Annotated in this window: 18 protein-coding genes; 6 read left to right on the top strand and 12 right to left on the bottom strand. The window is 65.2% G+C overall.

Annotated elements, in window-relative coordinates; genetic code table 11:
* Positions 1 to 47: 47 nt before the first annotated feature.
* Positions 48 to 1214 carry an ABC transporter substrate-binding protein gene (locus IEV83_RS11215; RefSeq protein ID WP_181759155.1) on the bottom strand — a complete coding sequence of 389 codons (1167 nt, stop codon included), beginning with the start codon at positions 1212 to 1214 and terminating at the stop codon, positions 48 to 50.
* A gap of 344 nt (positions 1215 to 1558) precedes the next feature.
* Between IEV83_RS11215 and IEV83_RS11220 the strand changes: the two genes are divergently transcribed.
* Entirely contained in the window at positions 1559 to 2038 is a 480-nt protein-coding gene (locus IEV83_RS11220; RefSeq protein WP_181759154.1) for a hypothetical protein, read from the top strand.
* A gap of 3 nt (positions 2039 to 2041) precedes the next feature.
* Here IEV83_RS11220 and IEV83_RS11225 read toward each other — a convergent pair whose 3' ends face one another.
* The 6 genes from IEV83_RS11225 to IEV83_RS11250 form a co-directional block, all read right to left on the bottom strand.
* The gene (locus IEV83_RS11225; RefSeq protein WP_181759153.1) at positions 2042 to 3361 is read right to left on the bottom strand and encodes a DUF418 domain-containing protein; all 1320 of its coding nucleotides are present in this window, start codon (positions 3359 to 3361) and stop codon (positions 2042 to 2044) included.
* Positions 3362 to 3571: 210 nt separating this feature from the next.
* Positions 3572 to 4339 (bottom strand): SDR family NAD(P)-dependent oxidoreductase, encoded by a 768-nt coding sequence (locus tag IEV83_RS11230; RefSeq protein WP_181759152.1) that lies wholly within the window; start codon positions 4337 to 4339, stop codon positions 3572 to 3574.
* A 92-nt stretch (positions 4340 to 4431) separates the two neighbouring features.
* Complete coding sequence (locus IEV83_RS11235) at positions 4432 to 5796, bottom strand: adenylate/guanylate cyclase domain-containing protein (RefSeq protein WP_181759151.1); 1365 nt, start codon at positions 5794 to 5796, stop codon at positions 4432 to 4434.
* A gap of 166 nt (positions 5797 to 5962) precedes the next feature.
* A complete protein-coding gene (locus IEV83_RS11240) occupies positions 5963 to 6793 on the bottom strand; it encodes an MBL fold metallo-hydrolase (protein ID WP_209003119.1) in 831 nt (276 codons plus the stop codon).
* A 34-nt stretch (positions 6794 to 6827) separates the two neighbouring features.
* On the bottom strand, positions 6828 to 7286 hold the full coding sequence (locus IEV83_RS11245) for a cyclic nucleotide-binding domain-containing protein (RefSeq protein WP_181759150.1): 459 nt from the start codon (positions 7284 to 7286) through the stop codon (positions 6828 to 6830).
* A gap of 166 nt (positions 7287 to 7452) precedes the next feature.
* Positions 7453 to 10023, bottom strand: coding sequence for an ABC transporter ATP-binding protein/permease (locus tag IEV83_RS11250; protein WP_209003120.1), 2571 nt, complete (start codon positions 10021 to 10023; stop codon positions 7453 to 7455).
* Between the two features lie 331 nt (positions 10024 to 10354).
* On the opposite strand from IEV83_RS11250, the gene IEV83_RS11255 reads away from it, so the two are divergent.
* The 5 genes from IEV83_RS11255 (at position 10355) to IEV83_RS11275 (ending at position 16114) form a co-directional block, all read left to right on the top strand.
* Complete coding sequence (locus tag IEV83_RS11255; RefSeq protein WP_181759148.1) at positions 10355 to 11584, top strand: glycosyltransferase family protein; 1230 nt, start codon at positions 10355 to 10357, stop codon at positions 11582 to 11584.
* 140 nt (positions 11585 to 11724) lie between these two features.
* On the top strand, positions 11725 to 12969 hold the full coding sequence (locus tag IEV83_RS11260) for a glycosyltransferase family 4 protein (protein WP_181759147.1): 1245 nt from the start codon (positions 11725 to 11727) through the stop codon (positions 12967 to 12969).
* Between the two features lie 15 nt (positions 12970 to 12984).
* Positions 12985 to 14109 carry a glycosyltransferase family 4 protein gene (locus tag IEV83_RS11265; RefSeq protein WP_181759146.1) on the top strand — a complete coding sequence of 375 codons (1125 nt, stop codon included), beginning with the start codon at positions 12985 to 12987 and terminating at the stop codon, positions 14107 to 14109.
* On the top strand, positions 14106 to 15308 hold the full coding sequence (locus IEV83_RS11270) for a glycosyltransferase family protein (protein ID WP_181759145.1): 1203 nt from the start codon (positions 14106 to 14108) through the stop codon (positions 15306 to 15308). Before IEV83_RS11265 ends, IEV83_RS11270 begins: the two co-directional genes overlap by 4 nt.
* The gene (locus IEV83_RS11275) at positions 15305 to 16114 is read left to right on the top strand and encodes a polysaccharide deacetylase family protein (protein WP_181759144.1); all 810 of its coding nucleotides are present in this window, start codon (positions 15305 to 15307) and stop codon (positions 16112 to 16114) included. The genes IEV83_RS11270 and IEV83_RS11275 overlap by 4 nt, the downstream gene beginning before the upstream one ends.
* On the opposite strand, the gene IEV83_RS11280 is transcribed toward IEV83_RS11275, so the two are convergent.
* From IEV83_RS11280 to IEV83_RS11300, 5 genes are all read right to left on the bottom strand, one after another.
* Positions 16111 to 16701 (bottom strand): class I SAM-dependent methyltransferase, encoded by a 591-nt coding sequence (locus tag IEV83_RS11280; RefSeq protein ID WP_181759143.1) that lies wholly within the window; start codon positions 16699 to 16701, stop codon positions 16111 to 16113. The genes IEV83_RS11275 and IEV83_RS11280 overlap by 4 nt on opposite strands.
* Before the next feature lie 63 nt (positions 16702 to 16764).
* Positions 16765 to 17937 (bottom strand): ABC transporter permease, encoded by a 1173-nt coding sequence (locus IEV83_RS11285; protein WP_209003121.1) that lies wholly within the window; start codon positions 17935 to 17937, stop codon positions 16765 to 16767.
* Positions 17934 to 18959 (bottom strand): ABC transporter permease, encoded by a 1026-nt coding sequence (locus IEV83_RS11290; protein WP_181759142.1) that lies wholly within the window; start codon positions 18957 to 18959, stop codon positions 17934 to 17936. The genes IEV83_RS11285 and IEV83_RS11290 overlap by 4 nt, the downstream gene beginning before the upstream one ends.
* A gap of 105 nt (positions 18960 to 19064) precedes the next feature.
* Entirely contained in the window at positions 19065 to 20978 is a 1914-nt protein-coding gene (locus IEV83_RS11295) for an ABC transporter substrate-binding protein (RefSeq protein ID WP_181759141.1), read from the bottom strand.
* Complete coding sequence (locus IEV83_RS11300; protein WP_181759140.1) at positions 20975 to 22864, bottom strand: ABC transporter ATP-binding protein; 1890 nt, start codon at positions 22862 to 22864, stop codon at positions 20975 to 20977. Before IEV83_RS11300 ends, IEV83_RS11295 begins: the two co-directional genes overlap by 4 nt.
* Positions 22865 to 22967: the final 103 nt, after the last annotated feature.

The raw sequence follows: 22967 nt of genomic DNA on the forward strand, positions 1-22967 counted from the left end.
CCGGAAAAACGCCGGCCCGGCGGACCGGACCGGCGGAGCGCACAGGCTCAGTTCATGCGGCATTCGCCGACATAAGCATCGACCTTGTCGTCGAACACCTTTTCCACGGTCTGGGTGACGAACTTGCCGTCCTCCCGCTTCACCGCCTTGACCACATAGACGTCCTGGATCGGGAAGTGGTTGGTGTTGAACGAGAAGTCACCGCGCACGCTCTCGAAGGGCGCTTCCTTCAGGGCGGCCATCAGCGCGGCCTTGTCTTCCTTGCCACCGGCCTTCTTCAAGGCGCCGTCGATCAGCCGCGCCGCGTCATACCCTTGCGCCGCATAGAGCGAAGGAGCGTAGCCGTATTCTTCCTCGAAGGAGGCAACGAAGGCCTTGTTCGCCGCATTGTCGAGATCCGGCGCCCATTGCGCGCCCGCCAGAAGGCCGACCGCCGTGTCCTTGGTCGCCGGCAGGGTGGTCTCGTCCACGGTGAAGGCGGAGAGGAACGGCACGTTGCCGGCGAGACCGGCCTGGGCATATTGCTTGACCAGATTGACGCCCATGCCGCCGGGCATGAACACGAACACCGCATCCGGCTTGGCGGCGGCGATCTTGGTCAATTCGCTGGAAAAATCGAGCTGGCCGAGCTTGGTGTAGATCTCGTCGACGATCTCACCCTTGAAGTGGCGCTTGAAGCCGGCGATGGAATCCTTGCCGGCCTGGTAGTTCGGCGCCATCACGATCATGCGCTTGTAGCCCGCGTCCTCAGCGTGCTTGCCCATCGCCTCGTGGTTCTGGTCGTTCTGGTAGGAGGTGGTGAAGAAATAGGGCGAGCAGGCCTTGCCGGCGATCGGCGAGGGTCCGGCGTTGGCACCCACGAAGATGGTCTCGCTGCGGACGATCGGCTTGTAGACCGCCATCATCACGTTGGAGAAGACGACGCCGGCCATCATGTCGACCTTGTCGCGCTCCAGCAGGCCGCGCACCTTGGTCAGCGCCCCGTCGGGCTTCAGCTCATCGTCGACCACCAGCACCTCGGTATCGAGGCCGCCGAGCTTGCCGCCGGCTTCCTTCACGCCCAGCAGGAAACCATCGCGCATCTGGATGCCGAGCACCGCCGGCGGGCCGGACAGGGTTGCCAGGAAACCGATTTTCAGGCTCTCCGCCTCGGCTGCAAGGCTCGAAACTCCCAGAGCCACGGCGGCGAGCGCCGCAGTCATCTTCCGCTTCATGTCATTCTCCCCTCAGGACTGCTTCCCATGCCGGAAGGCGGGCAAGGCTTGTGTCCCTGGTTTGATCCAGTGTTGTGTTCGCGCCGCTTTTTTCGGTCGCGCGCCGCTCTGTCGGCAGCCAAATTAGTTTAGACCTGAAATATTTCGTCTGTGAAGCCCCCGACAGGTTGCGCGGACAAGTTAAGCATGCGGAAAGTGGAAACCGAATAGGTTTGACCCGACCGTTCACAGGATCGGGCATCGCTTTCCTTGCGTCACCCGAGCAGACGGCGACCGCCCTTCCCCGCCGAAACCGGCGCGCGGGCGCGCTCACTCGAAGGCCGAGGCACACACGGAGACTGATCATGCAGCGACGGAAATCCGGCCGTCTTTTTTCCACCGCGCTTCTTTCCGCGTTCGGGCTCGCGCTGCTGGCGGCGCTGCCGGCACGTGGCGATTCCGGTCCAGAAGCCGAGCGCTGCGCCGCAGAGGCGGAGGCTTACGCCAATCAGGAGGCCCGAGCCTCGGTCTCCGGCGAGGATGTGGCCGGGGCAGCGATGGATGGCGCGGTGGTCGGCGGGCTGGCCGGGCGCGGTCCGGGCGACTGGTCGGCGCGCGGTGCCGCACGCGGCGCGCGGCTCGGCGGCGGACTGGCCACCCTCGATGCCCTGTCGAACAGCCGGGAGCAAGACTGGCAGGCGCTCTACGCCAAGGCCTATTACGCCTGCCTTGCCGGAGAACCGCGCCCCGCCACCCGGCAGGAACGCTGCGGCTCCTCGGCAATCATCACCGGCGCGGGCCAGGGCCCGCTGATCGGCACCTCCTCACGCGAGAATTGCCGTTAGACGTCAGCCGGTGGCGTCGACGGGCGCGCGTCCCTCGACGAGGCGGCGCAGAAGCCATTCCAAGGGCCCCTGACGCCAGCGGCGCAGCCACACAAGAGCGAAGACGATCTGCGCCGCGTTGATGGCGAAACCGATCAGCAGCAACTCATGATGCTCCAGGCTGCCGAATAGCGCAAAGCCCATGCCGTAGAACAGAATGATGCAGATCACCGTCTGCATCACATAGGTGGTGAGCGCCATCCGGCCGACGGCGGCCAGCGCCCCGGTGAGCCAGCGGGCAAGGTCGAGCCGGACCGCCACGGTCAGCAGCCCGATCAGTCCCAGACAAAGGGACAGGCGGCGCAGATTGTAGAGATAGGCATCCGCCTCGCCGAGCGACCAGTTCTCCCACCCCTCCAGCGTCACGGAGCCATGGATCATCAGCCCAAGCAGGGTGCCTAGCCCCAGCCCGCCAAGCGCGAGGACGACATGCCATCGCAGCGGCCAGCCGGGACCGAAGGCGCCGAGCCGCAGCAGGGCCATGCCGAAGAACATCATCGCGCCGATATCGAGAATATGATCGGCAAAGAACAGCGTCGTCTGCTCCTCATAGGTCTGCAGCGCCGTGGTGCGCAGCAGCACCGGATAAGGCGCCAGCCGCTCGCTGATCTCCACCAGCGCATAACGTTCCAGTTCGGCCAGCATCTCGCGCTCCAATTCCGCATCGCTGAGCGCGGCGGGCGCCCCGCCCTCGGCCGGCGCCCCACCAGAGCGAGCCTCTTCGTCCTGCGCACGCAGGTCCGCCACCTCGGCAACGCGCATCTTGTCCAGCGCATTCAGCGTGGATTCAGCCAGGCTCCAGCCGGTTCCATCCTTCACCGACGAAATGGAAAACAGCAGAAGGGCGATCAGCATGAGCCGGCCGCCGGACAGATTGCGGAAGGCGAAGAGGAACAGGCCCAAGACGCCATAGACATAAAGCACGTCATGCGGCCACAAGAGCAGATAGCCATGGATCAACCCGAAGGCGATCAGCCAGAGCAGCCGGCGGAAATAAAGATCCGCGCCGCGCATGCCCTCCATCGAGGCAGCATATTTCGCCGCGATCAGCACCGCCGAGGCGCCAAACAGCATCGAGAACAGTCCGCGCATGGTTCCGTCGACGAAGATGACGACGAACAACCAGGTGGCAATGTTCCTGCCGGTCTCAAGGCCCCATTCCTCCGGCAGCGCGAAAGCAACGGCCGGCATGCCGAACACGAAGATATTGCGCCAGAGGATCCCCAAAGCTGCCAGCCCGCGCAAGCTATCCAGAACCGGGAGACGGGAAAGCGGAATCGCCACAGCGCCAACCTCCGGCGCCGAGGATCGGATACTTTGATTCACTTTCGGATCTTTCAGGAAAAATAAGTAACTATCGGAATCCGTACTTTCAAACCTCAAACCAGACAAGTGAATTCAGACCGTTGTGAAAAGAAAAAAGCCTCCCGCCCGGCACGCAGGCGGGGCGGAAGGCTCAACAGCTTGAAAGGTCTCGACTTCCGAGAGGCGCCGTCAGCGCGGCGCCATGCGGATGGCGCCGTCGAGGCGGATGGTTTCGCCGTTCATCATCGGGTTTTCGCAGATCGCGGCAACCAGATCGGCATATTCCTCCGGCTTGCCAAGGCGCGAGGGGAACGGCACCTGCTGGCCGAGCGAATCCTGCACCTCCTGCGGCAGACCGAGCAGCATCGGCGTTTCGAACAGGCCCGGCGCGATGGTCATCACGCGGATGCCCGATTTCGACAGATCACGGGCAATCGGCAGGGTCGCGGCAGCGACGCCGCCCTTGGAGGCCGCATAGGCCACCTGACCGATCTGGCCGTCGAAGGCGGCGACCGAGGCGGTGGAGACGATCACGCCGCGCTCGCCATCGGCGGTCACCGGCTCCAGCTCCGTCATCGCCGTCGAGGAATGCGCGATGCAGCGGAAGGTACCGACCAGATTGACGGCGATGACCTTCTCGAACATGTCCATCGGATGCGGCGCGCCGCGCGAGGTGGTCTTGGCCACCGGTGCGATGCCGGCGCAATTGACGAGGATCCGTTCCACGCCGAACTTCTCCCGGGCCGCGGCAAAGCCTTTGGCGACACTGTCGTCACTGGTCACATCAACGGCCACGAAGGCGCCGCCGATCTCCGCGGCCACCGCTTCGCCCAGCGTCACATTCATGTCGAACAGGGTGACCTTGACCCCGGCCGCAGCCAGTCGCCGCGCGGTCGCCGCGCCCAGCCCCGATGCTCCGCCCGTGACAACGGCGGCGTACCCTTCTCCCAATTTCATGTGTTCTCCCCGAAATTTCCCGCGTCCGCTGCGATCACGGCGCTCCACACCCCAGACAGGTGACAGGATGGCGCTGGATGGTCAAGCGCCGGTCACGCCAGAACCACCAGATCGATGGGTCTGGCCACCCCGGTAATCTCGACACCCGGCCGCTCCTCGGCCGGCGGGCCTTCGTAGCCCTGACGCAGCGCCGCAGCGAAGGTTTTCCGATCCGTCAGGGCCGTGCTGTGCTGCTTTTTGTTGGCATCTTCCAGCTTCGCCGCCCGATTGACCGGATCGCCGATCACGGTGAATTCCAGCCGGTCATCCGCGCCGACCACACCGACGGTCACGGCGCCGAACGCCAGCGCGGCGCCAAACCGCATGGTCTCCGGCCAGCCAAACTCCTTCAACTCCGGGCCGAGCCGCTTAAACACCGGGACCAGGGCGCGGGCAGCGCGCACGCCGTCGGCCGCCGCCCGGTCGCTTGGCGCCACCGCGCCGAAGGTCGCCAGAATGCCGTCACCCAGAAATTTGTCGACCTGCCCGCCATGGGCGTCGATCACGTGCAGCACCTCCTCCTGATAATGGGCGAGCACCCGCATCACCGTTTGCGGCGCCAGGCTGGCGGCGACCCCGGTGAAACCGCGAATGTCGACCATCAGAACGGCAACCTCCCGTACCTCGCCCTGACCAGCGGACAGCGCCACATCCGCATCGGTGATCGAGCGGGCGACCTCGGGGGCGAAGAACCGCTTCAGATCCTCGGCGGCGGCGTGGTCGCGCACCGAATCGAACAGGATCTGCCGCCCCCGGTAGAGCGCCACCGACAGCAGGCCGGTCACACCGAGTATGATCATCGCCTTGTCGAGTTCGGCGCCCAGCAGAATGGCATTGGAGGTGAGATATTCGACATAATTGCGGGTGATCCGCATCGCCCCCATGTCGGAGAGGAGCGCATAGGCGACGAGCGCGCCCCAGCCGATCAGGCCCGCCAGCCCGGTCGTCAGCACGAAGCGCGGATCGAAGCGCAGCGCGCGCAGCGCGATGAAGATGAATAGATACATCACCGTCGGCGCCTTCAGATAGAAGGTCGGATGCTGGCCGTACTGGATGTGGAAGGAGAAGATCAGCCCGCAGAGCAAGGCGATGTCGACGCCAATCGACACCAGCAGATACCAGTTCGGCAACTGGATCCGATAGGACAGCGACAGGCGCAGCAAGGTGAAGAGGAAATACGCAACCAGCGCGATGGGAACGAAGTTGAAGCCCCCGGCCCCTTCCGCCCGCGGCGCCAGCGAATAGAGCGCGGCGAAGAACAGCACCATCGCCAGCTGCACCCAGCCGATCAGCCGCTCCGCCCGCGCCTCACGGGCGTCGATCTCCGCCCGCACCCGGGCGGGAATGCCCTCGTCGGTCGGACCGCCCCTCAGGATATAGGCCAGGCCCGCGCGTATCGCCGAAGCTCGTCCCGCCACCCGCACATCTCCTTGGCTGTGCCGCGCCGGACAGACGCCCGGCGGGCGGGTGCCCCCGACTGTCGTTTTACGGTCAAGACCGGCTCACCGGCAAGTCACGGCTTGCTCATGACGCCTTGGGGATGCCCCGGAAGGAGCGGGCAGCCAAACACGTCCCGACGCGGCGCTAGGGTGTCAGCACCATCCCTTCCGTACCGACCAAGACGCCGGGATGGCGGGCGCGCGCGGCCTCGCCAATCCGGTCGAGCGCATCGTCGTCGCGGCGCGGATCGTGATGAAACAGAACCGGCGTGCGCACATTGGCCGCCAGTGCCAGCTCCACCCCTTTTTGCCAGGTGGAATGGCCCCAGCCGACGAAACGCGGGTATTCCTCGTCCGTGAACATGGCGTCGTAGATCATCACATCCGCGCCTTCGACGAACTCGCGCACTGCCCGATCGATCTCCGGATTGCCGTGTTCGTGGTCGGTAATGATGCAGATCGAGCGGCCCTGATACTCCATGCGGTAGCCGGTCGCCCCGCCCGGATGGTTCAGCGCGACGGTGCGAACGGTCAGCCCCCCCGGACGCTCCAGGGTTTCGCCGGCGCGAAAATTGCGAAAGGTCACGGCCCGCAGCTTGTTTGCCGCGACGGGAAAGATCGGCGGCGACATGATCCGGCAGATGATGTCCATCAAACCGGAGCGGTCGGCGAAGTGCCCCGCCCAGGCGGTGATCTCGAACCGGTCATCATAGGCTGGCGTGAAGAACGGCAGCCCGCAGATGTGATCCAGATGGGTATGGGTAAAGAACAGATCGAAGGTTCTCAGCGAGCCGGCGTGCAGCGCGACGCCAAGATTGCGCGCGCCCGAGCCGCAGTCGATCAGCGTGATCTCATTGCCCGCGCGCAGTTCGAAACAAGTGGTTTCGCCACCATAGCGCAGCGCATCGGCTCCGGGTGTCGGCGTCGAACCGCGCACACCCCACAACTTCAGGGAGAAGGTCAAGACCTCAAACACCTTATCTCGTATCGCATCCGGATCTCATGCCACATCAGGACTTCTCTGCGGAAGATTTTAGTGCCACCAGGTCCTGCGTCGTCCGCTCCAGCCGTTGGGCAAGCGTCCGCATGACCTCAAGGGACATGTCGGGAAATTCCTTCAACAAGCGCAGGAAATCGTCCTTCGAAACGGTCAGCACATCCATCTCTCCCGCCGCGACCACCGTCGCCGTGCGCGGCACATCGCACAGGATCGCGATCTCGCCGACAATGGAATACTGCCCAAGCTGGGCCACCGTTTTTTCGCCATCGGGTGTGTTCACACGGATATCCGCGGCCCCATCGAGAATGATGAAGGCCGAGTCCCCCTCCTCACCCTGACTGCACAGCCGTTCGCCATCGGCAAAGCGGGTCCGCTCGCTGATGAAGGCAAGCAGCCGCAGCTTGGTCGCATCGATTCCGCGAAACAAGGGCACGCGCCGCAGCGCGTCGACTTCCGCATCCAGGGTCACGCTTCCTCCTTTCGGCGGCTCCGCGCCATATACGCCAGATCTCGCTTCACTTGGCCCGGCAGCGCCGCCCGACACAAGGCACCGCTTGTCCGCCGGTCCCCCTCAGTGTGCGTCATCCCGTCACCTGCCGTTCCTGCCATGCCGTTTCCCACGCCAGAGCTCCCGTTCAGTTGCCAGCGGATCCGGCAGCCATCAGACGGTTGCCGTCGCCTTGCGGATTCGCCCGCCCCTGATCCATGACAATACTCCCGCCGAACTCCGCCGCCACACTCAAGTTCGTCGCACCGAACAACAAGGTCCGGCCCGTCAGTTCCTCGCGGATGATCGCCCTGAGCGCCTTGTCGTCCTCACTCATGCTCGCCGCCGTCTCGTCGATGATGGTCACCGCCGCGTTCTTCATCAAGGCGCGCACCAGGGCGACCCGGCGACGCTGCCCGGCGGAGAGACGCGAGCCGGACACGCCGACGTGGAAATCGAGGCCGGCCCGGGTAATCGGCTGGCGCAGATCCATCTCGTCGACAAGAGAGCGGATCACTTTGTCGATCCGCTCGCGCGCATCGCGTCGGTCGACCCGGGGCCGGCCGAACAGCAAATTGTCCTCGATCGACATCGGCGCGATGAAACAGTCGCTGTCGAAGGTGACGAAACGCCTGGTGTCGCCGGCCAGCCGCTTGTGGAAGGCGGCACGGGCCGAAACAATCCGCGACCGGGTCTCATCATCGAGAACACCGAGACGATGACGGGCGGGGATCAGTTTGAACGCCAGTCCGATCAACCGCTTGCGGTCGGCAGTCTGCAGCGCGGCGGCGCCGCTGCCCGATTTGACGAGGCGCGAAATCCGCTCGAATTCCGGCAACTCGTCCTGGGTGATGAAGGAGTAATCGCCCAAGAGGCCCGACCCGTCGCTGATGTTGGCGAACAGCTCGACCATGGTTTCGGCGATCCGTGCACCGATGTCGGTCAGGCTGGTTTCCAGGCCGCTCTCCTTGAGCGTGGCGTAGACGTCCTCGTCATCGACCAGACTGTCGATCGCCATGGACGGATCCGCCGGAACCGCGAACAGGAGGTTTTCCGCGATGCTGGCGCTGTTGTTGAAGCTGTCGATCCGCCACAGCTCAACCAGTTGCGACAGATGGGCATCCTCGGTGACCCGATCGGCAAGCGCCCGGCGCACGGCCAGGATCCGCTCGGCGAACTCGGGGTAGCGCTGCGCGTCGAGCGGCGACTGCAGCCCCATGCGGAACACATCCGAGGCGAGCCCAACCTTTTCGATCAGCGCCAGCGCGCGCACATCGAGCTCGGCGAGATCGGCACAGCCCACCGCCTCCAGATCCTCCCATCCGGCCTCGATATCGTAGTCGGGATTGGCGGTGAGATGCGCCTCGTTCAGGCGCCGGGTGTTATGCGCCTCAGCTTCCGCCCCCCGCTCGGGCGGTCGCAAGGGCCGGTGGCGCAAACCATAGAACACGTTGTCACGCACCGTGCCGGTCCACACATGCACGGCGGCGCCCACATAGGCGATCTGCCGCCCCAGCACCGATTCCGACAAGGTATCGAGATTGGTCTCGCCGATTGTCACCCGCCCGCTGCCCGCCCCCAGAAGACCGGCGGCCAGTTGCATGACCTCCGCCCGACCGGAGCCATCCGGGCCGACAACGGCCACATGGGAGCCCTCCTCCACCTTGAACGAGACCTCGAACACCTCCTGACCGGCCGCGCCTCCGGAAAAGCTGACCTTCTTCATGGTCAGATCGCCCGCCAGCGTGACGTCCTCGTCCAGCGTCAGACGGCTTGCCGGATAGATGTCCGGCGGATCGAAGTTCTCGACGACGGTCTGATATTTGACGTCGACATCGGCCACCATCTGGTAATAGGCAAGCAATTCCTTCCAGGGCCCGGCCAGATCCTTGTAAGCGGCGATCACGGCCAGCAACGCACCGATCGACAATTCACCTTCGATCACCAGCCAACCGCCGATCATGTAGAACAGGAACGGCGTCAACTGGTTCATGAAGTTATTGAGGAACTTTATGAAATACTTCCAGTTGAAGATCTTGTAGCGGATCTTGTAGTTGGCATAGAAGCGATCGGACAGATCCGCCGAATGCCAGGCCGAGGCATCGTTGGCGTGGATTTCGGAAACGCCGCCGATGCTCTCGCCGATCTTGTCGGCGATCACCCGCACGTTGCGCACCCGCTGGCGCGACAGCAGCACCACCCGGCGCTGAAGCTTGGGGATGATATAGGCCTGCATCGGATAGGACGAGATCGCCGCAAGGCCCAGAAGCGGATCCTGCATGAAGATGAAGCCGATCTGCACGACCAGCATGCCGCCCTGGTAGGCCGGCAGGGCCACCGCCTCACCGATGAAGCCGCCGACATCCTCCACCTCGGAGGTGATCATCGGAATGATCTCGCCGGAACTGACCTTCTTGAAATGCGGCAGGCGGAAGCGCAGCACCCGCTGGAACAGCTCGAAGCGCAAACGGCGCAACATGCGTTCGCCCAAGCGCCCCTTGTAGATGTTGAGAATCAGCTTGATGCCATTGGAAACGACCACAAGCCCCAGAAAACTCATGCACAACAGCACCAGATACGAGATCTGGTCAAATTCGAAGCCGTAGAATTCGCGCGGGAACGCCTCGCCCTGGATAGCGTCATTGACGATCTGCTTCGGCAGTTCCAGAAGGATATAGCTGATCGGATAGGCCGCAACGGTGATCAGCAGAATGACCATCTGCTGGCGTGCACTGTACCGCCAGATAAAACTGAAAAGACTTTTTTCCATGGACCTACCGGGCGCGAAACAGCAGAGCCCGGCTCCTCAGCGCGGACCGGGCGGCGTATCATAACGCGCTGTTTTCAATGCGCCAGTTCTGACGAAGCCGAATTTGGGCATTTGCCTGCATGGGCCATCGACGTTGCAAGAATGCACCGTCACACCACCTTGCCACCAGTTGGTTGCGGGCCAGCCTTGCGTCTATGTGCGGCGAGGGGTAGACAAAGACAAACATAAGGGGACGCGTGGTCGTGCGGCGAAAACGGTTACGCTGTTCAAACGGGCGTGCATGACGAAATCCTCCCCGAAAATACTGATCTACAGCCACGATTCCTTTGGCCTGGGGCACCTGCGGCGATGCCGCGCGATCTCCCATGCGCTGGCGCGCAGATTCTCCGACATGTCGGTCCTGATCCTCTCCGGATCACCGATCATCGGCAGTTTCGAGTTTCGTACACAGGTGGATTTCGTCCGCATCCCCGGCGTCATCAAACTGCGCAACGGTGAATACACGCCGCTGTCGCTGTCGCTCAACATCGAGCAGATCCTGGCGATCCGCTCCTCGATCATCGAGCATACCGCCCAGGTGTTCGATCCGGATATCCTGATCGTCGACAAGGAGCCGCTGGGCTTGCGCGGGGAGATTCTCGGCACGCTTGAAATGCTCAAGAAGCGGGGCAACACGCGGCTGATTCTCGGCCTGCGCGACGTGATGGACGATCCGCAGGTGCTGCGCGAGGAATGGACGCGCAAGAATGTCGATCCGGCCCTGAAGGATCTCTACGACGAAATCTGGGTTTACGGTCCGCCGGACCTGCACAACCCGCTTGCCGGCATGGGCCTGCCGCAAGAGGTGCATGACAAGGCGATCAACACCGGCTACCTGCGCCGGCATGTGCCCAATGACGCGCGCATCACCGAGCCCCTGCCCTTTGACGACGAGCCCTATATTCTCGTCACGCCAGGCGGTGGCGGCGACGGTGTGGAGATGGTCGACTGGGTGATGCGCGCCTATGAGGCCCGCAGCCAGCCGCTTTTCCCCGCGCTGATCGTGCTCGGACCGTTCATGCCGGCCTCCGCCGCCACCGACTTCCTGGAGCGGGCGGAACATCTGCGCGACGTGCACATCCTGCGGTTCCTGCCGACCATCGAGCCCTATATGGCCGGCGCGCGGGCGATCGTCGGCATGGGCGGCTACAACACCTTTTGCGAGATCCTGTCCTTCGACAAGCCGACCTTGATGGTGCCACGGGTGATTCCCCGGCGCGAGCAGTCGATCCGGGCGATGCGCGCGGAGACCATCGGCCTGCTCAAGGTACTGCCCATCGATGAGTATCCGGATGTGGACAAGATGATCGACGCGCTGGTCCAGTTGCCGCGCATGGCCCCGCCCTCCGCCGCCGGCGTCAACAACCTTTTGGGCGGACTGGAAGTGATCGGCAACCGGGTGGCGGACATCCTTGCGGGCAGGGCCGATCTGGACGAGACGCCGCCAGCGCGCCTGACCAGCACGGTCTAACAACTGTCCGCCCGGAACCGTGTCGTTGGGCCTGATCGCGCCCGGGCTATGCTCTTACCCTTGCCGTCAGCCCCGGCAGACAGTCCCCATTCCTACGTGACCTGCCCGCAGCGCGGGCCTTATCGGAGATCCTTGCTCCCATGTCTCGTCTGGCCATCATCATGAAGGGGTATCCGCGCCTGTCGGAAACCTTCATCGCGCAGGAAATCCTCGGTCTTGAGCAGCGCGGCATCCGTGCGCTGATCGTTGCCCTGCGCAAGCCCTATGACCCGTTCATCCACGAGGTGCACCGGCAGATCTCCGCCGATGTGCTTTATCTGCCCGAGTACCTGAAGGACGATCCGGCGCGGGTGGCGCGGGCGCGCAAATGGGCCAAGGCCCAGCCGACCTATGCGACCGCGCGCGCCCTGTTCGAGGCGGATTATGCCCGCGAAAGCAACGCCGGCCGGCAGCGGCGCTGGGGCCAGGCCTGCGTTCTCGCCCATGAGTTGCCCGACGACATTGCCTGGATCCACACCCACTACCTGCACACCCCCTGTTCGGTGGCGCGCTATGCCGCTCATTTGTCGGGCCGGCGCTGGTCGTTTTCCGCCCACGCCAAGGACATCTGGACCAGCCCGGAATGGGACCTGCGCACCAAGCTCGACGATGCCGCCTGGGGCGTGACCTGCACCAAGGTCAACGCCGATCACCTCAACGCCCTGTCGGCAACGCCGGGCAAGGTCGAACTGCTCTACCACGGGCTCGACTTCTCGCCCTTCCCCGCTCCCTCCCCCACACCGGCCAGCGCCGATGGCGGTGCCGGTGGCCCGGTGCGGATCCTCTCCGTTGGCCGGGCGGTGGAAAAGAAGGGCTATGACGACCTGCTGGCGGCGCTGGCCGCCCTGCCCGACGGGCTCGACTGGCACTTCGACCATATCGGCGGCGGCGAGTTGGCCGCCGCGCTGGCGGCTGAGGCGGACCGGCTCGGGCTGTCGTCCCGCATCACCTGGCATGGCGCCCGCCCCCGCGAGGATGTGATCGCGGCAGCGCAGCGGGCCGATCTGTTCGTGCTGGCCTCAAAGGTGGCGAAATCGGGAGACCGGGACGGGCTCCCCAATGTGCTGATGGAGGCGCAGGCCATGGGGCTGTGCTGCCTCGCCACGCAGGTCTCGGCCATTCCGGAACTGATCCGCGACGGCGAGACCGGGGTTCTGGTTCCGCCGGGCGATCCGGCCGCCCTGGGTGCGGCGCTTCAGCGGCTGATGCGCGATCCGGCGCAACGCGACCGGCTCGGCCGAGCGGCGGCGGACGACGTGCGCGCCCGTTTTTCCAGCGCACCGGGGCTCGACCGGCTGGCCGAGCGGTTCCGTCCGCTGCTCGCCGAACCGGTTGCCGCCCAGTAGCAGGAGCCCCGCGCCGTGCGCATCGCCTTCACCGCGCCGATGAAACCGCTGGACGATCCGCAGCCTTCCGGCGACCGGACCACCGGACGGCAGATCGTCGCCGCGCTCACCGCCGGCGGACATGAAGTCCGCACGGCCAGCCGGTTTCGCGCCTGGCGGCCGGAGGGCGGCGTTGCCGCACAAAAGGAGGTGGAGCGCCTGGCACTGGCCGAAGCGGCGCGGATCGGCGATGAGTGGACGCGCGAGGGGTATCGGCCGGACCTGTTCCTCACCTATCACCTTTACCACAAGGCGCCGGACTGGATCGGCCCGGCGCTCGCGGAGCGCTTCGGCATTCCTTACGTGGTGATCGAGGCAAGCCGGGCACCGAAGCGCCGGACCGGCGATTGGGCCCATGGTTTCGCCGCCGCCGACGCCGCCCTTGCCCGGGCCGACATGGTGGCCGCACTGCACCGGGCCGATCACGCCTGCCTTGCCGAGGTTCTGCCCGAAGAGCGGCTGACGATCCTGCCGCCGTTCCTCGACACGTCTGCCTTCTCCTCTCATCCCCGGAGCGAGCGCGCGCCCGACACGCCGCCGCGTCTTCTTGCCGTCGGCATGATGCGCGAGGGCGCGAAGGAACAGTCCTATCGCCTGCTCGCCGAGGCCCTCGCCCGGCTCACACACCTGCCCTGGACACTGACGATCGCCGGCGACGGGCCACGCCGCGCCGCCATCGAAGCGCTGTTCCCCAAGACCCGCTGCAACTTCATCGGGCTTCAGCCGGAAACGGAGATGCCCGCGCTCTACGCCGGTCACGACGTTCTGGTCTGGCCGGCGATCCGCGAAGCCTTCGGCTTTGTCTTTCTGGAAGCGCAGGCCGCCGGGCTGGCGGTGATCGGCGGCGATGCCTTCGGCGTTCCCGACGTGGTCCCCGATGGCCAAAGCGGGTTGCTCTCACCGGAGGGCGACAGCACCGCCTTTGCCGCCAATCTGGAGACGCTGCTTACCGCCCCGGACCAGATCGCCCGGTTTGGCGCCGCCGGCCGGGCCCATGTCACCGCCCATCATGGCCTTGCCAGCGGCACAGCCCGGCTCGATGCGCTGATCGAGGCGGCCTTGCACAACCGGGCGGGCCGCGCTACCGCTCCCCGGTCATGAGCTTTTCCGCATTCATCCATGTGCAGCACCTGCTTGGCACCGGCCATGTGGTGCGTGCCGCCGCCATCGGCCGGGCGCTCGCCGCGCGGGGCGTCCGGGTCACCTTGGCCACCGGCAACACGCCGCCGCCAACGCTCGACCTTGCCGGTCTGCGCGTCATTGCCCTGCCGCCGGTGCGCACGGCCGATGCCCGGTTCAACCGTTTCCTGACGCCGGAGGGGGGGGAGATCGATGACGCCTGGAAGGCGGCGCGGCGCGATGCCACGCTCGCGGCCTTTTCCGCCGGCGACGCGGGCCGCCCCTTCGACCTGCTCCTGACCGAAACCTGGCCCTTTGGCCGGCGCGCCTTCGCCTTCGAGATGGGGCCGCTGCTGGAGGCGGCCCGTGCCCGCCCCCGCCCGCCGCTGATCGGCGCCTCGATCCGCGATATACTCGTGCGCAAGCAGGAGCTGTGGAAGGAGGAGTGGATGGCCGATCAGGCGCTCGCCTTCTACGACCGGGTGCTGGTGCATTCCGATCCGGACTTCATCCGGCTGGAGGACAGCTTCCCCTTCGCCGACCGCATCAGTGAGTTGGTGCGCTACACCGGCTTCGTCGAGGCCGCCCCCCGGCCGGCGCCCGCTCCCCTTCCGAGGTCGTTGCTAACCGATCCCGAAGATGCCGATGGCACGGACGAGGTGATCGTCTCCTGCGGCGGTGGCGCCGTCGGCGAGGCGCTGCTTGACGCCGCCCTTGACGCCCGCGCCCTGTCGCGGCGGGCCGGCGATTGCCGCTGGCGGCTCCTGGCCGGGCACGGCATTGCCGAGGACCGGTTCGCCGAGCTCACCGCCCGCGCCGGTCATGGCGTCATTGTCGAGCGGGCCAGAAGCGACTTTCCCGCGCTGCTTGGCCGGGCGCGGCTCTCGGTCAGCCAGGCCGGCTACAACACGGTGCTCGATATTCTCCATGCGGGGGTTCCGGCGGTGTTCGTGCCCTTCGCCCAGATCCGCGAAACCGAGCAGCAGCAGCGCGCCGAAGCGCTCGCCCGCCATGGCCGCGCGGTGGTGACCAGCGAAACCGGCCTGACGGCGGAGCGCCTGGCCGCCGCCGCCGACGATGCGCTGTCCCTACCCCGCCGGCCGGTCAAGGTCCGGTTCGGCGGCGCGGCGGCGAGCGCCGACCTTCTCCTTGCAGATCTTGAGGCCATGACGCCGCGATGACCGCCACCGATCCCGATTTCCTCCAGTTCCGCGATGGCCTCCGCCGCCATCTCGACTGGTTCGCGGCACGTGGACGCAGCGTACCGGTCTGGTGGCGCGACGATGACGCCATCGAGCCGACCCCGGCGCTCGACCGGCTGCTTGCCATCGCCAACCGCCATGGCATCGAGGTGGCGCTGGCGGTCATTCCCCGGGACGTGCAGCCGGCGCTGGCCGACCGGCTGGCCAGTGAGCGGTTCGTCAGCGTGCTGCTGCATGGCTATCGCCACCAGAATTTCCAGAACAAGGCACGCGGGGAAAAGGCCGCCGAGCTTGGCAGCCGGAGGGATCCGGACGAGGCAATTGCCGAATTACGCGAGGGCGCGGCCCGCCTGTTCGCCCTGTTCGCAGAGCGCTATCAGCCGGTTCTGGTGCCGCCGTGGAACCGGATTGCCCCGCAGATCGCCCGGCGCCTGCCAGAGGTGGGGGTGCGGGCGCTCTCGACCTTCACCGTGTTCCACCCCCACGCCTTTGCCCAGGTGCAGACCCACATCGACATGATCAAGTGGAAGAAGGAGCGGCGCTTCATCGGCTGGCGCAGCGCGGCGCTCCGGTTCGACTTTCAGCTGGCGCGCCGGCGCACCAACCCGGATGAGCCGATCGGCATCCTGTCGCACCATCTGGCGCAAACCGATGCCTCGTTCGACTTCCTCGACCGGGTGTTCGAGATTCTGGGTGCGCACCCGGGCGCCCGTTTCGCCCGGGTCGGCGAGCTGATCCCTCGCTCTGCCAGCTCTGACACCGCCGCCGGGACAACCGGCGGTTAATCCGCCGGCTTCAAGAGCCGCAGGCGCCAGGTGACGTTCTTCTTGTCCGAGGTCAGGCGGTAGTCGTCGAGCACCTGCCAGTCGTCGCCGTCGGTGGCCTCCCACAGCCGGGCGATCAGCCGGTTGGCGCCGGACTCCAGCCGCTTGGGCGAATACATCGAAATGGCGATGACCCCGCCGGGCGCGAGGAACGGCACGAAGCGCGCGACCACTGCCGCCGGGTCCTCAGCGAAATGCAGCACCTCGTTGAAGACGATGGCGGAGAAGGTCTCACCCTCGGCGGGCGCGAAAGTGTGCATGTCGCCGGCGCGCAACGAGGCGATCTGCGGATCGACCTCGGCGATGTTCAGCGCCGCCGGGGCCAGGTCGACACCGACATAGCGCTTGATGCCCATGGGCTGCAGGCGCTCGTACAACAGCCCCTCGCCGCAGCCGATGTCCAGCACGCTGCCCATCGCATCGTTGAGCGCCAGCCACATGCCGATGATGCCATAGCGTCCGCTCTCAGGCAGATCGCGCAGGAACGCCCAGCGCCCGGCCCGATACTCCTCGTCCCATCCGGCGGAGGTGTTCGCGTTCTTGGCCATCTGCATTCTCCGGTTGGCGTCTTGATCCTCAGGTCGCCGGTGCGCGGCGACAGGCGGTTGCCGTCACTTATAAGGGTCCGCGGCGTCACGCAAACCGTCGCCGAGGAAATTGAACGCCAGAACAACGATAATGATGGGGATGACCGGCGCCATCAGCCAGGGATAGACCACCACCACGGAGATATCCTGCGCCTCGTTGAGCAGCACCCCCCAGGAGACCGCTGGCCGGCGCAGGCCGAGATTGAGGTAGGACAATGCGGTCTCGCCAAGGATCATCGCCGGGATCGACAAGGTGGCCGAGGCAATGATGTGGCTGGTGAAGCCGGGCAGAAGATGCTTGCGGATCACCCGCGAGGGCCGCGCGCCCATCAGCGTCGCCGCCTTGGCATATTCCTCCTCGCGCAGGGCCAGAAGCTTGGAGCGCACTGCCCGGGCGAGCCCCGGCCAGTCGAGCAGACCGAGAATGACGGTGATGCCGAGATAGATCCACACCGGCGACCAGGTCACCGGCAGCGCTGCCGACAGGGCCATCCACAGGGGCAGTTCCGGCAGGGAGCGCAAGATCTCGATCAGCCGCTGGATCAGGCTGTCGATGACCCCGCCGAAGAAACCGGCCAGCCCGCCGAAGAACAGCCCCAGCACGATCGAGATGGTCACGCCAATCAAGCCGACCGTGAGCGACAGTCGTGCGCCATAGACCAGCCCGGAGAACACGTCGCGCCCGAGCCGGTCGGTACCGAGCAGAAACAGCGTGCCGCCCTTGGCCGGGCAGACCAGATGGAAACTGCCTTCGACCAGCCCCCAGAACCGGTAATCCGGCCCCTTGCAGAAGAACCGGAGCGGCTGCACGTCGGTCCGGTCTTCCTCGAACACCCATTTCACGGTTTCAAGGTCGATGCTGGAGGTCATGCCATAGACGAAGGGGCCGACGAAGGACCCTTCATGAAACAGCCGCACCTGCTGCGGCGGGGCATAAAGGTGATCGTTGGAGCGTTCATTCGCCGTATAGGGGGCGATCAGTTCGGCGAAGGGAACGCACAGATAGAACAGCATCAGGATCACGCCGGACCAGACCGCCACCTTGTGGCGGCGGAACTTCCACCACATGATCTTCCACTGGGAGGCCTGATAATAGGCCTCCTGCTCCGCCGTCAGCGTCTCGGCACGGGCCGGGTCGAACGGTTCGGGATTGACGTAATGCTCCACCGGGGCGCCGGCCTCGTCCTTCACGCTCACGACACGGCCCTCCCGCCAAGGCGAATGCGCGGATCGAGCACCGCCAGCAGCAGATCCGAGACCAGCATGCCGATCAGCGTGAGAATGGCGACGAACAAGAGGATAAAGCCGGCCAGGAACTGATCCTGCGACTGCAGCGCGTTCAAAAGCACCGGCCCCACCGTCGGCAGGTTGAGCACCACCGAGACGATCACCGAGCCGGAGACCAGCGACGGTATCAGGTTACCGATGTCGGCGATGAACGGGTTCAGCGCCATGCGCAGCGGGTATTTCAGCAAGAGCCGGGCTTCACGCATGCCTTTGGCCCGGGCGGTGGTCACATATTGCCGGTGCAGCTCATCGAGCAGGTTGGCCCGCAGACGCCGGATCATGGCGGCGGTTCCGGCGGTGCCGATGACGATGGTCGGTACGATGAGATGAGCCAGGATCGACAGCATCTTGTCGACGCTCATCGGCTGGCCGATGTATTGCGGGTCCATCAGCCCGCCGATCGACAGTCCGAACCAGCGGTTGGCCAGATAGAGCATGATCAGCCCGAGCAGGAAGTTGGGCGTCGCCAGGCCGATATAGCCGATGAAGGTGAAGCCGTAGTCGCCCCAGGAATACTGCCGGGTGGCGGAATAGATCCCGATCGGGAAGGAGACGACATAAACGAACAGGATGGTCGCCATGTTGAGGATGATCGTCATCGGCAGCGTCGGCCCAATCACCTCCGCGACCGGTTTTTCATACTCGAACGACCAGCCCCAGTTGCCCTGAAGCAAACCGTCGAACCCATGCGGGCCGGGCCACAGCCCGACCCAGATCAGGTAGCGCTCCAGAAACGGCCGGTCGAGCGCGAATTCCGCCCGCAGGAACTCCAGCTTGGCCACGGAGGAGCTTTCGCCCGCCGCTTTCAGGGCGGCGATCTGGTTGGAGATGTAGTCACCGGCCGGAAGCTCGATGATGATGAAGGTCAGGAAGCTGATCACCAGGAGCGTCGGGATCATCGTCACCACCCGGCGCAGGATGTAATAGAGCATCAACCCGTCCTTGTTTCCTTCGGGACCGCCATCCCGGCGGATGCATCGTCGTTGTCGTCAAATCGCGGGCGCCGGAAGCGCGGCAGGCAGGCCGCGCCAGCGGGCCTATTTCACAAAGAACTCATCCATGCGGTGAATGCCGAAATGGGCACCGGGATCCCAACCGTAGATTCCCTCCTTCGGCACATTGCCGAGCCCCTTGACGACCACCGGCTGGCGCACCTCGGAGACAAGGCCGATGTGAATTGTCTCATCGGCATGGATCTGCAGGATTTCATGCCAGATCGCAGTTCGCTCCTGCGGCGATGAAGAGACCAGCCAACGGTCGTAGAGCTCGACCAGCCGCGCGGCGGGCGCCCAGTCCGGCTTCTCGCCGGTCTTGCCCTCGGTTTCGTAGTAATCGCCCCACAGGGACCAGGAGAGGAAATCCCCGCGTACCGGCACGAAATCCTCCGGCGGCATCTCCGAGGTCGGAATGCCATTCTCGAACCCGGCCCAGACCGACATGACGAGAAAACCGCTCAACGCCCGCTCGCGCATGGTGTCGCGCTGGCTGGGCTTGGCGAACAGCTTGACGCCGATCTCCTTCCAGGTCTCGCCCACCAGTTCCAGCGCGTCGAGCTGTTCCTGGCTTTCGCCACTGGCCTCGACGATGATTTCCAGCGGCCGGCCATCGGGCAAAAGGCGGATGCCGTCGCCGCGCCGCTCGGTCAGCCCCATCTCGTCCAGCAGCGCATTCGCCGCCTCAAGGTCGAACTCGGCATAGGCGTCCCGGTATTCCGGCTTGAACAGCGGGCTGCGCGACAGCACCGTGTCGTTGCCCGGCGTGCCGAAGCCAAGATAGAGCACCCGGTTGATCATCTGCCGGTCGATGCCGAGCGACAGCGCGCGGCGGAATCGGGTGTCGCGCAAGGTTTCCCGCCACACCGGATCCTTCACCGTCAGATTGGGCAGCAGGGAAATCTGCGAGCCCTTGCTGATCGGCCAGAGCAAGGTCTTGTAGCCGCCGGTCTTCTCGCCCTGCTTGAGGATGGTGATGTCGGAAAAGCCGATGTTGCGGGCCTGAAGATCGACCTCGCCCGCCTGGGTCTTGGCCGGGATGATCTTGCCGTCGGCCACGGTCATCACCACCCGGTCCGCATAGGGAAGCTGCTGTCCGGCGGTGTCGACCCGGTGGTAATAGGGGTTGCGCTCCAGCACGAAGCGCCGTTCGCCGGCATCCTCGAACCGCACCCAGGGCTGCAGCGTCGGCAGGTCCGGATTGCGGGCGTTGTACATGTCGTCTTGCTTGTTGAAGAGCGGCGCCCAGCCGCGCAGTTTGCGGGCGGCGGCCAGCTTCTTGATCTCCGCCTCATCGGCGTATTTGGCGTGAAACTGCTTCAGGTAATGCGCCGGGCGATAGATGAACGGCGGGCGCGACTTGGCCAGTTCCGGCTGAAACAGCGGATTGGGCGTGTCCCAGGTAAACCGCACCGTCGTTTCGTCAAGCACCTCGAACTTCGGCGGCTTGCCCCCCGCCAGCATGAAGGGCGGCAGACCCGAGGGCTGCAACCTTTCATTCAGCGCCACATCCTCATACCAGAAGCGGATGTCCTCGGAGGTGAACGGCGCGCCGTCCGACCACTTGTGCCCCTCACGCAGGTGCAGCGTGAACCTGCGGCCCTCCTCCACCTCGAAATCCTTGAGGATATCCGGCACCAGATTGAGCTCCTCGTCATAGCCAACGAGGCGGGCATAGCCCCATACATTGATGAGCCGCACGTCCTTGGAGCGACCGATCAACGTGTCGATATCGCCGCCCTGCCGGCCCGTGACCCGGCCCTTGGCCTCCAGATCGACCACCAGAGGCTCGCTTGGCAGGCGCTCGCCCACCGGCGGCAGGTCCTTTCCGACCCGCGCCTCCAGCATGGGCGTTTCCTTGAGATCGAGCGCCGACGCCGGCGACAGACCGAAGCCTGCCCCAAAGGCAAGCGCGGCCCCGACAAGGGCGCCGGCGGAAAGAGAAAAACGGCAACTCATAGAATAGCCTCCCTGGCCGGCTCGGGCCGTGTGGCGGATGCGCCAGGCGCGCAGACGAAATGGCCGGGCCTCATCTCGACGAGCACCGGCACAGTGCCGTCGGTCAAGCGGAACGGTTCGGGCCACAATGACGGCTCGGATGCGCGCTGCTCATCGAGCGCGGCGAAGTCGAGCGGCGCGTCAAGATCCGGCTCGGGCACCGACCGCAGCAGCGCGCGGGTGTAGGGGTGCAGCGGCTCCTGCACCACGCTCCGGGTTTCCCCGATCTCCACCACGCGCCCCCGGCACATCACCGCAACCCGGTCGGCGATATAATCAACCACCGCCAGATTGTGGCTGACGAACAGATACGTCAAGCCCAGTTCCGACTTCAGGTCCTTGAGAAGGTTCAGGATTTGCGCCTGAACCGACACATCGAGCGCCGAGGTCGGCTCATCGCACAGGATGAACTCCGGATTGAGCGCCAGCGCCCTTGCAATGCCGATGCGCTGACGCTGGCCGCCGGAGAAGGAATGCGGATAGCGGCGCAGGAAACGCGGATCGAGGCCGACCAGCCGCATCAGCTCGCGCACCCGTTCAGCCCGCTCCGCCGGCGTTCCCACCTCGTGGATGATCAACGGCTCCAGCAGGATGTCGTTGACCGTCATGCGCGGGTTCAGCGAGGAGAACGGATCCTGGAAGATCAGTTGCACCCGCTTGCGATAGTCGAGTAGCGCCGGCCCGCGCAGCCCGGCCACATCCATCGGCCCGGCGCCGGTGTCGTAGTGGATCTTGCCACCGTCGATGTCGATCGCCCGCAGGATCGCCTTGGCGGTGGTGGTCTTGCCCGACCCGGATTCGCCAACAAGCCCCAAGCATTCGCCTCGCCGCACCGTCAGGTTGATGTCGTCCAGGGCCAGAAGCTCATGCGCCCGCGAGCCCAACAAGCCACCCTTGCGGGTCAGAAAGGTCTTGCTGACATGTTCGAGGCGCACGAGCGGCGCCCCCTTGGCCACTCCGTTCGACCGCCCCCCCGCCAGAAACCCTTCCGCATGGGGCTCGATCGGACGGATCGGCACCAGCCGCTCCCCCGGCTCCATGCCGATGCGTGGCACCGCATTGAGCAGCGCCTTCAGATAGGCGTGTTGCGGATTGGCAAACAGGGCATCGGCCGGGCCCTTTTCCATGATCTGGCCGTGGTAGATCACCACCACCTCATCCGCCATGTTGGCGACGACACCGAAATCATGGGTGATCAGCAGCACGGACATGCTGAGTTCGCTCTGCACGTCCTTGATCAGCTTGAGGATTTCCGCCTGGATCGTGACATCGAGCGCGGTTGTCGGCTCATCGGCGATCAGAAGCGCCGGATGACAGATCATCGCCATGGCGATCATCGCCCGCTGGCGCAACCCACCGGACAGTTCGAACGGATAGGAATTCAGCGCCCGGGCGGGATCCGGAAAACGAACCAGCCGCAGCATTTCCCGGGTCAACTCGCGCGCCTCGGCGGCGTTGACGCTACGATGCAACTCGGCTGCCTCGCCGATCTGGTCACCGATGGTGTGCAGCGGCGACAGGGAGGTCATCGGCTCCTGGAAGATGATGGCGATGCGGTTGCCGCGAATGGCCCGCATCTCCTCTCCCTTGCGGTTCAGCGCGGCGATGTCGACCGCGGTGCCGCCGGCCATGTCGTTGAACAGCATCCGACCGCCAGTGATTTCCGCCTTTTGCGGCAGCAATCCCATGATCGCCTGGGAGATCACCGTCTTGCCCGAACCGGATTCGCCGACCAGCGCCACCGTCCTGTTCTCGGGAACGGAGAACGACACAGTGTCGACCGCGCGCGTACGCCCCTCACTTGTCACGAAGTCGACGCTCAAGCCGTCGACTGTCAGCACATCCACGTAAACCACCCTCCCCGGCGAATTTTTCCGGCCATTATAGGTGTCGCCGCACCAATCGAAAGGCCCCATGCCCGTCCAGACAGTGCGCAGGGCAGATCACACT

The organism is Stappia taiwanensis (assembly GCF_014635285.1).
Lineage (GTDB): Bacteria > Pseudomonadota > Alphaproteobacteria > Rhizobiales > Stappiaceae > Stappia > Stappia taiwanensis.

Excerpts from the sequence above, each read along its gene's own strand:
- IEV83_RS11280 (WP_181759143.1), bottom strand. The coding sequence starts at position 16,701 with ATGGCCAAGAACGCGAACACCTCCGCCGGATGGGACGAGGAGTATCGG.
- IEV83_RS11255 (WP_181759148.1), top strand. The coding sequence starts at position 10,355 with ATGACGAAATCCTCCCCGAAAATACTGATCTACAGCCACGATTCCTTT.
- IEV83_RS11260 (WP_181759147.1), top strand. The coding sequence starts at position 11,725 with ATGTCTCGTCTGGCCATCATCATGAAGGGGTATCCGCGCCTGTCGGAA.
- IEV83_RS11215 (WP_181759155.1), bottom strand. The coding sequence starts at position 1,214 with ATGAAGCGGAAGATGACTGCGGCGCTCGCCGCCGTGGCTCTGGGAGTT.
- IEV83_RS11270 (WP_181759145.1), top strand. The coding sequence starts at position 14,106 with ATGAGCTTTTCCGCATTCATCCATGTGCAGCACCTGCTTGGCACCGGC.
- IEV83_RS11295 (WP_181759141.1), bottom strand. The coding sequence starts at position 20,978 with ATGAGTTGCCGTTTTTCTCTTTCCGCCGGCGCCCTTGTCGGGGCCGCG.
- IEV83_RS11230 (WP_181759152.1), bottom strand. The coding sequence starts at position 4,339 with ATGAAATTGGGAGAAGGGTACGCCGCCGTTGTCACGGGCGGAGCATCG.
- IEV83_RS11275 (WP_181759144.1), top strand. The coding sequence starts at position 15,305 with ATGACCGCCACCGATCCCGATTTCCTCCAGTTCCGCGATGGCCTCCGC.
- IEV83_RS11220 (WP_181759154.1), top strand. The coding sequence starts at position 1,559 with ATGCAGCGACGGAAATCCGGCCGTCTTTTTTCCACCGCGCTTCTTTCC.
- IEV83_RS11250 (WP_209003120.1), bottom strand. The coding sequence starts at position 10,023 with ATGGTCATTCTGCTGATCACCGTTGCGGCCTATCCGATCAGCTATATC.
- IEV83_RS11290 (WP_181759142.1), bottom strand. The coding sequence starts at position 18,959 with ATGCTCTATTACATCCTGCGCCGGGTGGTGACGATGATCCCGACGCTC.